16 protein-coding genes and 1 pseudogene are annotated in these 12,393 nt (G+C 47.7%); 11 read left to right on the top strand and 6 right to left on the bottom strand.

Going from position 1 to position 12,393, the window contains the following annotated elements; all coding sequences use genetic code 11:
* Positions 1–95 precede the first annotated feature (95 nt).
* Positions 96–812: an FG-GAP-like repeat-containing protein gene (locus tag IQ260_RS18365; RefSeq protein ID WP_193994554.1), complete on the bottom strand. Its 717-nt coding sequence runs from the start codon at positions 810–812 to the stop codon at positions 96–98.
* Positions 813–996: 184 nt separating this feature from the next.
* On the opposite strand from IQ260_RS18365, the gene IQ260_RS18360 reads away from it, so the two are divergent.
* The 3 genes from IQ260_RS18360 to tumE are packed head-to-tail and all read left to right on the top strand — an operon-like array spanning position 997 to position 2,041.
* A complete protein-coding gene (locus tag IQ260_RS18360; RefSeq protein WP_228016237.1) occupies positions 997–1,401 on the top strand; it encodes a hypothetical protein in 405 nt (134 codons plus the stop codon).
* A 30-nt stretch (positions 1,402–1,431) separates the two neighbouring features.
* Complete coding sequence (gene tumA, locus IQ260_RS18355) at positions 1,432–1,662, top strand: antitoxin TumA (protein WP_193994553.1); 231 nt, start codon at positions 1,432–1,434, stop codon at positions 1,660–1,662.
* The gene (gene tumE / locus IQ260_RS18350; RefSeq protein ID WP_193994552.1) at positions 1,652–2,041 is read left to right on the top strand and encodes a toxin TumE; all 390 of its coding nucleotides are present in this window, start codon (positions 1,652–1,654) and stop codon (positions 2,039–2,041) included. The genes tumA and tumE overlap by 11 nt, the downstream gene beginning before the upstream one ends.
* 210 nt (positions 2,042–2,251) lie before the next feature.
* On the opposite strand, the gene IQ260_RS18345 is transcribed toward tumE, so the two are convergent.
* Both IQ260_RS18345 and IQ260_RS18340 read right to left on the bottom strand, forming a co-directional pair.
* Positions 2,252–2,842, bottom strand: a complete 591-nt coding sequence (locus tag IQ260_RS18345; protein ID WP_193994551.1) for a hypothetical protein — start codon at positions 2,840–2,842, stop codon at positions 2,252–2,254.
* Between the two features lie 85 nt (positions 2,843–2,927).
* Positions 2,928–3,161 (bottom strand): hypothetical protein, encoded by a 234-nt coding sequence (locus IQ260_RS18340; RefSeq protein ID WP_193994550.1) that lies wholly within the window; start codon positions 3,159–3,161, stop codon positions 2,928–2,930.
* A gap of 281 nt (positions 3,162–3,442) precedes the next feature.
* Between IQ260_RS18340 and IQ260_RS18335 the strand changes: the two are divergent.
* A pseudogene (locus IQ260_RS18335) lies at positions 3,443–3,934 on the top strand (tyrosine-type recombinase/integrase); the annotation flags it as partial.
* Between the two features lie 60 nt (positions 3,935–3,994).
* On the opposite strand, the gene IQ260_RS18330 reads toward IQ260_RS18335, so the two are convergent.
* Together IQ260_RS18330 and IQ260_RS18325 are read right to left on the bottom strand one after the other, a co-directional pair.
* The gene (locus tag IQ260_RS18330) at positions 3,995–6,883 is read right to left on the bottom strand and encodes an iron uptake porin (RefSeq protein WP_193994549.1); all 2,889 of its coding nucleotides are present in this window, start codon (positions 6,881–6,883) and stop codon (positions 3,995–3,997) included.
* Positions 6,880–7,500 carry a sigma-70 family RNA polymerase sigma factor gene (locus tag IQ260_RS18325; protein ID WP_193994548.1) on the bottom strand — a complete coding sequence of 207 codons (621 nt, stop codon included), beginning with the start codon at positions 7,498–7,500 and terminating at the stop codon, positions 6,880–6,882. Before IQ260_RS18325 ends, IQ260_RS18330 begins: the two co-directional genes overlap by 4 nt.
* A gap of 665 nt (positions 7,501–8,165) precedes the next feature.
* Between IQ260_RS18325 and IQ260_RS18320 the strand changes: the two genes are divergently transcribed.
* Positions 8,166–8,747, top strand: coding sequence for a ParA family protein (locus IQ260_RS18320; RefSeq protein WP_193994547.1), 582 nt, complete (start codon positions 8,166–8,168; stop codon positions 8,745–8,747).
* Positions 8,734–9,039 (top strand): hypothetical protein, encoded by a 306-nt coding sequence (locus tag IQ260_RS18315; RefSeq protein WP_193994556.1) that lies wholly within the window; start codon positions 8,734–8,736, stop codon positions 9,037–9,039. The genes IQ260_RS18320 and IQ260_RS18315 overlap by 14 nt, the downstream gene beginning before the upstream one ends.
* A 104-nt stretch (positions 9,040–9,143) precedes the next feature.
* Here the strand turns inward: IQ260_RS18315 and IQ260_RS18310 are convergent, their stop codons facing one another.
* Entirely contained in the window at positions 9,144–9,683 is a 540-nt protein-coding gene (locus tag IQ260_RS18310) for a hypothetical protein (RefSeq protein WP_193994546.1), read from the bottom strand.
* A 239-nt stretch (positions 9,684–9,922) separates the two neighbouring features.
* Between IQ260_RS18310 and IQ260_RS18305 the strand changes: the two genes are divergently transcribed.
* From IQ260_RS18305 to IQ260_RS18285, 5 genes are all read left to right on the top strand, one after another.
* A complete protein-coding gene (locus IQ260_RS18305; protein WP_193994545.1) occupies positions 9,923–10,507 on the top strand; it encodes a hypothetical protein in 585 nt (194 codons plus the stop codon).
* Entirely contained in the window at positions 10,504–10,851 is a 348-nt protein-coding gene (locus IQ260_RS18300) for a hypothetical protein (RefSeq protein ID WP_193994544.1), read from the top strand. The genes IQ260_RS18305 and IQ260_RS18300 overlap by 4 nt, the downstream gene beginning before the upstream one ends.
* A 113-nt stretch (positions 10,852–10,964) precedes the next feature.
* Positions 10,965–11,363 (top strand): hypothetical protein, encoded by a 399-nt coding sequence (locus IQ260_RS18295; protein WP_228016236.1) that lies wholly within the window; start codon positions 10,965–10,967, stop codon positions 11,361–11,363.
* On the top strand, positions 11,260–11,706 hold the full coding sequence (locus tag IQ260_RS18290; protein WP_228016235.1) for a hypothetical protein: 447 nt from the start codon (positions 11,260–11,262) through the stop codon (positions 11,704–11,706). Before IQ260_RS18295 ends, IQ260_RS18290 begins: the two co-directional genes overlap by 104 nt.
* A 404-nt stretch (positions 11,707–12,110) precedes the next feature.
* Positions 12,111–12,393: hypothetical protein (locus IQ260_RS18285; RefSeq protein WP_193994542.1), on the top strand; the 283-nt coding region annotated here is incomplete at its 3' end.

The raw sequence follows: 12,393 nt of genomic DNA, 5'->3' as shown, positions 1-12,393 counted from the left end.
TTGGGCACGACTGAGACTGCTAGTGTAGGCTTTAGGCATGGCTCACGCAGGGCTAGAGATTTATGTAAACTTCAGCCTACACTGTGTGAGCTTTTTTACCCCTTGGAACCCTTTTCATACATCCTCTTAGAAGATTTTTGAGTCCAAGTTGGTTTATCTACTCGCTTGGATTGAAGTCCTTGCTTAGATCCGTTTTGAATATAAACTCCCCCTTTTCCTGAGTCATATCCGGGTGCACCGATAGCCAAGTCATCTTTCTTATCGCCATTGAAATCGCCAGCAGCTAGAGCTGAACCCAAATATGGTTTTTTGCCTTCAAAGTGTATGCTCTTTGAAGAGTCAGTGGTCCACCCCTTTTTAAAGTCTTGCCAGACAGCTACTGTTGGCACAGTTCGACGAGTATAAGTGCTTGGAGTACCGGTTACTAAATCACTCTGCTTATCACCGTCAAAGTCTCCAGTTGTAAAAACCTCGCCTGCAGATGTATTCGCAATGATGGTGCGGGGGCCAGGATGTGAGATTTGAAGAGTTGTGTCGTTTCCGACGTCCCAGAATCGTTGCGGAACGCGAAGTACGTAGAGAGTTTCTGTCGCTGCAGCCGTGACGCCATCCTTGGTGCCAAGTAAAACATGGATAGCACCGGTATCTTTTGTTTGGGAATCAAAATCTTCACCAAGAGCTCCGATAGCCAAATCTGAAAAGCCATCGTTGTTAAAGTCTCCTGTAATCATCCCAAGCCCGAAGGCATCCCCTGGGTTTGGAACTCCGTCAATACCATGAGTTCCCTGATATAAAAACTGATTGGTTGCCATTGGACTGGTTCTCTAACGTTATTTGTCTGTTGCTTTTGCACCTCGTTACTGACTTATCGGTTGAGATGTGATGTTTTTTGCAAGCTCGGCAATTTTTTTCTAGATAGTGGCTCATTGAAGAGGACACAATCTTGACTAATGCCTCTGGAATCAATTGTTTTGGGAATTCTGGAAAGCGTGATTAATGGGATGTCTGGTTGTGGGGTGCATGAACCTAAGAATCTTGCTTCCTTATGCATTAGCATTACTTGCTGTGGGCGGCGTAGCCATTGCCCAACAGCCCAGCTTCGTCACGCCTACTCCTGCCCTAGAAGAACCCACCCAACCTAACGAAGCCCCTCGTCGCCTCACCATCAACGTTTCCGTCACCGACCCTGACGACCTCAAAGTCACCGAAGGAGACCGCATCGCCGTAGGCCAACTCATCGCCGACCGCACCCGCGATTCTCCACGGGAGAGGCTTCGCCAACGCAACCGCCTAGAAGCCCAGGCCAAGCAATTAGACCTAACGCTGCAACGCCTGGAGCACTCAACGATTACGCCACCGCTACCAATCATGAGCGTGTCAGAAAGACTCCGGTATGCTTGAGATAAGCGTGAACATGGCGGAGAGGAGTCTATGCGTAAACAGACGATTGAATACACATCACCGCTGGACGCTCTGGTTGCGGTTGCTAAGCGTCTGAGCCTCTATGAATCTCGTCAGGGTATGGACTCTGAGGAATTCTTTAACCAGTACCAACAGGGACAGTTGTCAGATGACATCACCCTGGTTGAATGGGCCAATGACTACCGGCACTACATCGAGATTCGTAAGGCGCTAGAGGAACAGCTGTATCGTGCGGCATAGGCTGCTGGCGGACTATCTGAGCCGGGTAGAGCAGGCTGTTGCTAGCTGTGAAGGGGCCTATGTCGAGCGCTACGTTGAAGAAATCTTGACGTCGGAGCGGGCTAATCTACGGATTCGTATTCGGTTTGAGCGTGGGCATTTGCTGGAAATCAATGAGGCCATCGTAATCGCCGCGAACAAGCTGGCCTGGCTGGACTATCGATATCATTGTCAGGATGACGACAATCGGCTGCTCTTTCGCTACGATAGTACGCCTCACTTTCCTGACTTACCAGGATTTCCGCATCATAAGCATTTACCAGACGAGGTGACCGGGGGTAATCGACCGGAGCTAATCGCGGTGATAGGGGAAGCGAAGGCAGCGCTGGGCACAGTATGAACAGTGGTTATGAGACCGTGATTATCAGATGTCGCAGATCGGTCTAAAGCTGGATGAGATTGATATGCGATCTCAAACCTGGCCGTCGTCCGTAGCCCCTACGTGGGCCATATCCGTCGTATGAAGGTAGGACAGGACTAACGCCTGCAACCGTTATGGTGCCGGGTGGGAGTGTTCGATTTTTACAGCCAACCCCCTCTTGAAACGTCGCTATTTATGCTGCCATTGAAAAGCCGCTAGGCAAAATAAGCTACCGGATATGACCACTCCAGTCAACAAAAATTGCCAGGGTGGCAATACGGCTAATATAGGGATGACGAGACTATGTAAAATTCCTAGGAAAAGTAGGGCCGGTGCCTGTATCCCAATGCCTGTTACAAAATACCCTAGCGCGCTGATACCCAGCCATAGTGAGCAAAGGTGTGCCAGAAGACTCCCCCAACCCATCCAAATGCTACAGTCAGTCAGGCCTAGCCCAATCAAAATCAGAAGAGACCAATGATAAAGAATCCATCGTTGGTTTCGAGAGCTGACCCAAAACCAGGTTAATTGCCCTGCTATCAAGGTGACAGCGCCGGAAAAAACTGACCAAAGTGTGGCCTGGATGCTCCAATCAATTCGATAAAACTGAGCGACGCAAAAGATAGCTGCACTGGCCATTCCCCACAGGACTAAGGCTTGGTCTAAACGGGTTAAATACGTGGAATCGTTACCTGACGTAGCCTGGCCTATGGGAATATGTATCACTCCATGCAGATCGACGGGGTCCACTAATTTCTGTTTGCGTTGGAAGAGAGACATATGTGTAAACAAGGAATATATCGAATATTCTCTCACCTCACCTAAATCCTTATCGTAGCCAAACAATAGGGGGACTCAGTCGTAGCTATCCTTCAGTCGCCCCTGCTAAAAGCATGCGTTGCAGGCGGGCCAATTGCTGCTCTACCTTGCTAAGTCTACGATTTGTGCTCATACAGCTTTCTGGTGAAGCCTTACCCAGTAGCAAAGCAACCGCCTCTCGAATCAACTCACTTTCGGTTTTACCTGTTTCAGCCTGAATCTGCTTTAATTGCAGAGCATGATTTTCGGGTACTCGCCCACCAACTGCGACCAGTGGCATAAATTGTTGACTCCGTAGACAGTGTTGACGTATCCCAGACGAGGAATATACCTTCCTAGAGAGCCCAAAAGTCGATAACGGTGTAGACCGTGTTGACACGGATTTGTCAATGGATATAAGGATTTCTGATAGGCGTTCTGGGGGGCTCAAACGCACGAATTTCTGATGAGTCGTTAGAAGTATTGAAAACTGGTTACTCTAAAGTTGCTCTTTTATTCAAATCAGCAACCATGCCCAAGTGAGATCGCAACGGTAAAGCAGAACTCTGGACCGACGATCAATTTGAACAGGTGGTAGCTGAGTTGAATCCCAATATGAGAGCAATATTCTCAATTTGCTACTACACGGGCTGTCGAATTAGCGAAGCCAGGCAGCTCAGAGCGGAAAGTTTGGTGGGGAATACTATCGTCTTTAAAAAGGCCACCACGAAAACTAAACATACGCGGGCCGTGCCCATTCATTCAAAGTTGAAAGCGATTTTGGATGCGGCGAACTTGCCCACAGAAGGATATCTGTTTCCTGGGCGCAACAAGGATCAGCCCATTACTCGGCAGGCGTGTGACAAAGTGCTGCGTCGGGTGTGTAGCTATCTAGGGTTTGAAGGATTTAGTACCCATAGCAATCGTCGCACCTGGGCGACTGGGTTAGATCGCGGGGGCGTGCGGATGAAGGCGATTCAGGAGTTGGGCGGCTGGTCGTCGATGGTATCGTTGCAACGGTATCTGGATGTATCGGACGCTGAAAAGGCGGCTGCGATTGAGGTTTTGGGTTGATGTAGCTCCTTGTTTGATTGTAGAACCGCCAACGTATTCTAAGGTGCTAGGCTATAAAATTTAGAATCTGAATGTAGAACGGATAATACCGTATATGATGTCATCGCCTTCAACATCAAACTCTCCGTAGAGTACACTAGGAGTAAGAGGCCAATATGTGTTGATTTTTATAGAGTAGTACTCTTCAGCGACTTCGTTGTTATCGAACTCCTCAACATAGTAAATACCAGCTGCATTACCAGTACCCAAGAAGTCGGATGCTGTACTATCAGTTTGCCAGCTCGCATCCCTGCTGTTTTCAGAAACGATAGTGGAGATATGGCTACCGACAGGGAAAGAGTAGTAAACGTCATCTAGGCCAACGTTATCCTCAAGCTCATTACGAGCACCACTTTGGCTAGCGAGACCATCAGCAACCTCAGGTAGAGAGTTGTTAGCATCGCCAGCCTGAAGACGAATACGCAAACGGTCTTCGCCAATGAAGCTAGTGTCAAAGTTCAAATGAGTGCGGTATTCAAAAGTAGGTGCATCGTTTGCATCAGGAGCATTGAAAGGAACTACTAGGTGAGCATCCAATTGACCCTTCAACTTAGTAGTAGAGAACTGGTTAGCTTCTAGCTCAGCTACGTTAGCTACTAGAGTGTCAACGCGACCACGGATAGTAGCAAGCTCAGCAGAAAACTCTTCTTGTAGACGATGGATAGTGTCTAGGTCACTGCGAATATCTGGCGCACTCAGATGGGCAATTACGTCTAAGCAAGCATTCAAACCAGCAGCAAACTCATAACGAGTCATGGCGCGGTAGGAACTGTTGGGGTAACCCTCAAGGCAACCGTACTCTTCAACAAGACTCTGTAGTCCAGTGTAGGCCCAGTCAGAAGGCAGAACATCGCTAAGCCCACTAACGACAGATATAGAAGCTCTACTCGGCCTACTCGTTTGGCGAAGTTCAGCAATGCTAAGGGAAGAACTATTAGGAGTAGATATATTATGGCGTGGTGCTATATCGAATATCCTATTTCCCTCTAGTGAAATTTGACCACCATCACCGCTGGTTGAAGTCTCAAGAATATTGCCGCTGTCATTTGGCACAGCCATTACGGAGGTTGTGATACGGATATCACCTTCAGTGATCAGGGAAGAGACATTACCGCTTGATGAGTTAACAACAATTGATCCAGAATTATCTTTAAATACTTGGGTTTCGGGGTTTCTATCTAAGAAAATTTCAACCCGTTGAAATGCTAGTCTATCCAGGCTGCTAGCTGTAAATCCCCCTCTGATATCTAGTTGAGGAGCATTTGGACCAAAGACAATACCAGTAGGATTCAAGAAAAATAGGTTTGCCGTTCTATCCAATCCCATTAAGTTAGCAATCTGTGAAGGATGAATACCTGTGACTCGATTTAAGATCGATTCAACGCCATCTGGATGAGCAAAATAAACCTGGTGGTCATCAGAAATACTAAACCCTCTGAAGCTATGGAATAGATTCATGCCTATAACTGCACCGCCTTCTATAGTGGCTTCTCCACTTGCGACAATAGCAGTCTCATCAGCTCCTAATCCTGAAGTCCCATATATAGGAGCTATAGAATGATTGTTTGTAGATATGATATTTGCTGTTCGATCTACTGATTCGTCTTCAACAGTTTCTTCAGAATTAGGTTCCATTAGAACATGGGGATGCAGAGCTGCGCTTCTAGCTGCAATTCCCAATTGAGGGTAATTGTGACCTAATGAAGCATCAGGGGCGATTGATTCACCTGCTATTTCAATTTTTGCGTTGTTATTTGGAGCATCATGAAAATCCCAATTGATATTGGAAGGTCCAGGCTCCTCATTAGTGGTTGGACGTATTGGTTCAGGTAGGTGATTATCTAAGGCTTCCTCGCTATTTTCATTTTCAATCGGTTCCATGGTAGGCAAATCATAGGAAGGCATGATGAAATCATCTTCTGTGTCCTCTTTTATTGCTTCTAAAGCAGGAAGGTTTATTGCGATGTCGGTGTCGGTGATTGCTTTTTGAGGAGGTAAGCTTTCTCTGGGGTCGGGCTCTATGAGCTTTACATCGAACTCTATCTCGGGTGAAAACAAATCGCCTGTATCAAGGCTTAGGCTATTGTCTGTAACGTTAGGACTGATAATTTCTTCTTCCAGGGCATCATTTTCAGCAGAACTCTGGGGAGTCATTTGAGCTAATGTCTCTTCTTTTCCAGGTGAAATATTTGAGGTTTCAAAATTAAACTCAGATACAGATGGTTGATCTACGAAAAAATTATTTGAAGACGTGAGCTGTTCCTGTGATGGTGAGGTTTGTGGCTGCAGATTCATAGCTAGGGGAGCTGCAGCCAATAAAAGTGAGCAGGCAATTAGCGCCGATTCAATGACTGATGTTGCAGAACGTTTGCGACGAGGAATTCTTTTCTGCTTGGTTTGCTTCGGTTTATCAACTGTCTGAATTTCGACCAAGTGCGCATCAATGTTATCTAGCAGTAGGGCCAATAGCTCATCTTCATAGGCAGTTTCTAGAATCTGCTCCATATGAGTAGCATCAGCTTGAGATAAAGTCGAAGCTTGTAGTAGCTCACTGTATTCTTTGAGTGTGGGTTCATAGGCGGCCAGGTTCAGCTTGGCATTGGCAAACACCTTTTTATGGCAGGGGATTTTCCCACCAATTAACTCAACTGTCCTGGCAGCTTCATTTTGGATTTCATGGTAGTTATGATGCTCGCTACGCTCTTGTGCATCGAAAAGAGCTTCATCAACCTCATTGAGTAGCAGGCTGAGCATGTCGTCAGCGCAAGCGACTTCTAAAATATGTTCTAGACGCTTAGCTTCTATTTCAGTTAGTTCTGGTCGTAAGGCTAAGCTACGGTATTCCTTTAAAGTCGCTGAATAGGAGTCAGTAGGACGCTTGAGATAATTATCGTGATTCTTTCTTGTCATACGACCCCCTTTATCTGTAGCGATATTTTGGGGTGTTTAGCTGTAAATTCACCTCGGAGATGTTTTAATGCACGCTCTCCTTTTTTTCTCAAAGCGGCTTCTGATATATCTTTACCTGTCTCCGCGATCCAGCGATGCTTGACTTCCTTCCATGACAGACCTTGGACAATTCGTAATTTCAGTATCTGTAGCTCTTCTTCTTTCAGTTTTGCTGATGCCTCAAGTAAGGCTTCGATGCTGGTGTGATCAAACTCATTGAGATGGATAACGTTTTCTGTAAAGTGTTCATTGTGACGACTAAGTCGTTGGGTGGCGCGGTTACGATTTTTGGCTTTTTTACTAAGGTCTCGAATCATCCGATAGGAAACAGTTTTGAACCAGGCTGGCAATTTTTCTATATGTACTCCCTTATCTCGAATTTCACTACGGGCCTGAAAATAGGTTTCGGTGAGGATTTCACTACAATCTATTCGCGAGGACAGGTGAAACTGTTTTAGCCATCGGTCAATTAGCAACAAAAGGTTATGGGGCCTTGAGTTGTCTCTGCTGGACATGACTTCACTTATAAAGTCATCAAGCTGAGCTAAACGTTCCTGGATTTTTGGCCATTCATCCATGAGTTCCCCTACCTCACATAACTATGTGGATTAAACAGAAAAAATGTGACATTACTGTTTGGTAGGGGGCTTAGTGGAATTCAATTGAGCTGATTCACTGGATGAAGGAAGGCTGGGATTTTGGTGAGGCATTTGGGCTCGCAACATAACTGGTACCAATATTCCAATCATGTCGCCTACGGCTCTTAGCAAAATTGAAATAGCGATAATAATGGCTGCAGCGCTACCGCCATAGTGCAGAAGTTCACTACTTGGAAAGAGTGGTGGAGCTAATTCTTGTCCTGATGTGGGATGTAAGATGGCCGTTGAATTTGAGTCAGGCATTGTTCTATAGGTTGCTATTGAAGGTGTAGAGAGAAATGCTAGTTTTGCTCTCGATATGTTCAAGAGCAAGCCAGAAAAATATTAGTCATCTAATCGTTGCCCACTACATCAAATCAAAAATATTCGATGCTTCTATACGTATGTGGAATGACCCAGAAAATTTGTGACAGGCTAAATGGCTGAGCGATCTAGTAGAAATGAGCTTTAAAGCTTGAGATGCTTAAGCTTGCATTTACTGCGTTGCGATCTCAACCCCAAACTCAACGTATCGCCCACGCCCTTGACTACTCAGCACAGCATGGTAGAACTATTACTGCAATACTGCCTTACTGCATCCAGTAATGATTGTCACCCTCTGTCAGTTCAAAGGGGGCGTGGGCAAAACCACCAGCGCTATTCACTTTGCGGCGCTGCTCCAGGCGAAAGCCCCCACGCTTCTAATCGACTCAGACCCGAATAAATCAGCATCTCTATGGGCCAGAAAAGGACTGTTGCCATTTGATGTTTGCCTAGAAGCCGAGGCCCCCAAGCGGCTAATGAAAGGCAACTATACCCATACGGTTATCGATACCCCAGCTCGACCCTCATCCGATGAAGTGGAAAGCATCGCCAACGGTACGGACTTGCTGATCCTGCCGACTACTCCCGATCCGCTCTCGATTTCTGCACTGATTCAAATGGCGGGGAGTCTGCCTGAAGGCACTAACTACAAATGCCTAATTACGTTGGTCCCGCCACCGCCGCAAAAAGATGGGGCTGATGCTAAGGCGGCATTGGAGCGCCATGGGTATCCGATATTTCAGCGAGCGGTTCGACGCTATAAGGCGTATATCCATGCGGCGAGCAATGGTCACACGGTGAAAGGTCCTGCTCAAAATGATTGGAAAGCTATCTGGGAGGAGTTTAGCCATGAACTTGGATGATGTATTTGCAGCAGCGCAAAGTAAACCCCCAGCTAAGAAGGAAAAATCTAAAACGCCTAAAGCTGAAGCAAAAGATACTCCTGAACTAAAACCTCAGGCTCAATCTGATTCAGAAATTCTGGCAGACATTCTAGCGCCGACTGATGCACCGGAACGCAACATTAGATTTACGGCTGACCTGCCGGAATCATTGCATAGACGCCTAACCATGGCGGCGGCCACCAGTGGCAAGCGCAAGGTTGATATCGTCAGAGCAATACTTGATGCGATACTCCCTCACGTGAATGATTAAGTAAATACTGCCTTGCTGCAGTAATGCAGTAAGCAAAAAAGTAGGTTAAGAGATGTGCGGCTCGTGTCAGCTGTCCATCGAACTGTCGGCTCGATAGCTGACACTTACAACTTTTCAATTTTCCAGGCTGTTTCTGGTCCGTTTTTACCTGCTTTGGTAAACCGGAACCCATAACGTTCAAACTCATCCCCTGGGGGGAGTGACTTCAGCTCTAAGACATTAGCGATCTGACTGCTGCTGAGCCACCAGTTTTGGTTAGCTAGTTCTTGCAGACCCCGCAATTTACTGAGTAGCTTTTCAAAGTCAAAGTCAGGGTCAAAGCCTGACTCTTGATTTGTGATCGCAAGTTCGGACGACTGAACCTGTCTCATGTCCACTGGACTGTCGGCCCGACGTGTAGGCAGTTGATTCATTACTTGATCAGCGGCTTCACTGGTGGTTTGGCCTTGCTGTATAAGGGCTGCCATCCCATCAAGATAGTCCAACATCTGTCGAGTAATATAGGACTTCTTTCCCCGTTTCGTAGGAATTAGGTTTCGGTCCCGCTTTTTTAAGGCATCCATGCGGGCGTACACCTGGGAACGATGTACACCATACCGATCCGGTAGTGAAGAAACCGGGATTTCATCCAGCTCAGCATCCATGACAGCCAAAACCTAAGAACGCCTAATACTGTAATGCTTTCTGTTGTGTCTTCTGACCTATCTAGCGTCGTGTAGGTCCTCTTAAGTAAATTCAATAATCAATATTATTTGACGTGTCCGATTTGATGTCCTATTGTAGTGTCTAGTGTACGGGCGTACATTTGATCGCATTGGTACCGCACATCAAAGGTACAGCGCCCGCACACAGCAAAACCCTTGTAGTCAAAAGGATTCCACTAATGAATAGCACATATTCGGACGTGCGGCAGGACGTTCTATCGGACATGTCCGCGCACAGTGGCGGACACCATACCGCACAATCCATTGCAGAAGCGTACAACGTTTCAGATTCGACCATCCGTAATCGTTGGTTTCCATGGTTAAAGAAGATTGCGCCTGAGTCGTTGTTGAAATCTGGGAAAGGATATACCGACCTGGCCTGCACCTTATTTAGTGAGTTTGCCGAGGTAAAACATTGCGATCGCAAGTCCTGGGTAACCGATGCTAAAACTCGTTACTCCCACGAATGGGCCAGTGCTGGCGTCATCGAAGGCGAGCTAATGCCTGAGGAAGTGGGCAATGTGCTGGCTCTGCGCCAGACCCAGACCAATGAGCTAGAGCTATCCGTGGCACAGCAGTTGCAGAGCCTAGAGAGCCTGATTGACCAGACCAATACCGCTGAAAGCAACCTATCTGAGGCTGATTTAAAAGCCGCTGTTACACGGGGGCAGCAGCGGGCAGTGATGCTCTATCAGGCAGAGCTACAGGCAGAGTTGCAGACTATCAATTCTCTGAAGCAGCGGCGGATGGGAGGTGGCGAATGACGCGGAATATTGTGGGGTTGTTGTGGATTGCGATCGCAACAACCAGCTGCCCAGAACTCGACTTTCTTAGACCTACTCCGGTTGAAGCCGTAGAACCCTCTGCAGTGCCTTCACCAGACTTAGAACCCTACGCTCTAGATGGTGAGCTAAACAAAGCCGAAATCAAGGCGCTGCTGTATTTGCAGTTTCCTCAGAGCTATGACGCTATTTCCGAGCGGTTTGGCTTTCCCGCCTATCGAGATAGCACCGCAGACTATTACAAGCTGCCCAATGGTCGATGGGTGGCGATTCAGTATGCAGGTAAGACGGCAACAGGACTGAGATTTAGTGATTCAGGCGACTAGGAGCGCGTTAATCTATGAATAGATCTCCCCCAACGACAATGAAACTTCCAGAGATAAAGCGACGCACACGCAAAGTATGGGATTCCCTTAACGCCTGGAAAGACGGTGTTGTATTGCAGCCTGAGAATTTTGATAAGGATGTCAAAAGCTTTGGCGACCGTCGCTATAAAAAGACCTGGATTCAAGCTCTATGTCGGTTTGAGGCCATGTTGTCTTATAAAAGTTGTCTAGACGCATGGGCCTTAGTTGCCGTCAGCTTGAACTTCACTCCTGATCGTTGGGACTACGAATATCGTCATCAGATTCTAGATGAGTTTCTGATGTATTCCGATGGCTTGGAACTTATCCGTGAAGGTCTAGAGCAACTTTTCTCGTCTGATTTTGACTCCCAAGAAAGAGAGAACGCGAATGGGTTTTTTAGATTGGTGGAAGAGCGAGAAGGAGGAGGTCGAGGAATCGGCGTCGCAGCTGGACGTACTGGGACAATCACAGGAACTCGTACCGCCGCGTAAGAGGGTTGATAGCGCTACTGTCTTTAAGCGGTTTACTAAATCAGTTCAAGACAATGGCGGTGACCAAACAGCCTATCGAGAATCGATTGTAGAAGAAACCAAGGAATTGTTTGACTGTGATGTAGATGAGCTATACATCCAAACTGGTGGTAAACGTGGACGTCGTGATACGTTACCGCAGCCTGCCCAAGAGGCGTATATGGTGAATGAATCGATATCGGCTAATGAGCTGGAGCGACATATTGGCACCATCGGCGGAGACTCGCAGGAGGAAGTGAACGACCAGATTAAGGCGGTTGTTCGCAATCAGTCGAAGCAGACGCGGAGGTGGTTGCCTTGGTAGTCGATTTTGCGATCGCAACCCAACCACGACACAGCTCGTTTAGCCTGATCACCGCCTGCGTTACTCTGCTGCTAGAATTAGTAAATTAGTACTAACTAAGCCCTGGCCATCGCTGGGGCTTTTTGCTGTGCGGCTGCGCTCACAAGCGCAGTGATTGTAGCATGAGGCTTTAAGTTAGATTGCGATTCTCCGCTGGAGAGGCTCCGCCAACGCAACTCAACGAAACTCCTTTCACCCCGACGATAGCTATTGTTGCTACGCATTGGGCTACGCCACATCGTTACCCCCTCGCAAATCGGCCCCCGAGGGGCTACCTACGGGGGCAAGGGCTAACGCAAGCGCTGGACTCCCTCCGGTTCCATGAACCATGCCCTAGTGGGTGGTTGTTTTTTGGGTTTGTCGTTATGCGTTCTGTTCCGTTTGAGTTTGTTTCTGGGTTGGCTACTGAGTTTAGCGCGGTCGAGTGCTGCTGGCGCGAGTCTGAGCGGTCCTTTACTGGCTACGTGGCTGAGGTGTGGTTTGCGCAGCTGCCGTCAGCGTTTGCGGCCAAGTGGGCAGCGGTGGTGGGCTATCAGGTGCGGGTGCGCTGTGTGTCAGCGGGGCCTGCGCGGTTTGCGGTGTCGGTGCCGGTCACGGTGCCTCAGGGTTCTATTCGGTTGTCTGGCGGCCAGCGGGGCGGGCGGGTGC

The sequence above is a fragment of the Leptolyngbya cf. ectocarpi LEGE 11479 genome (assembly GCF_015207065.1).
Classification (GTDB): domain Bacteria; phylum Cyanobacteriota; class Cyanobacteriia; order Phormidesmidales; family Phormidesmidaceae; genus Leptothoe; species Leptothoe ectocarpi.
The sequence above is the reverse complement of the archived record's forward strand: the minus strand, read 5'-3'. Positions and strand labels throughout refer to the sequence as shown.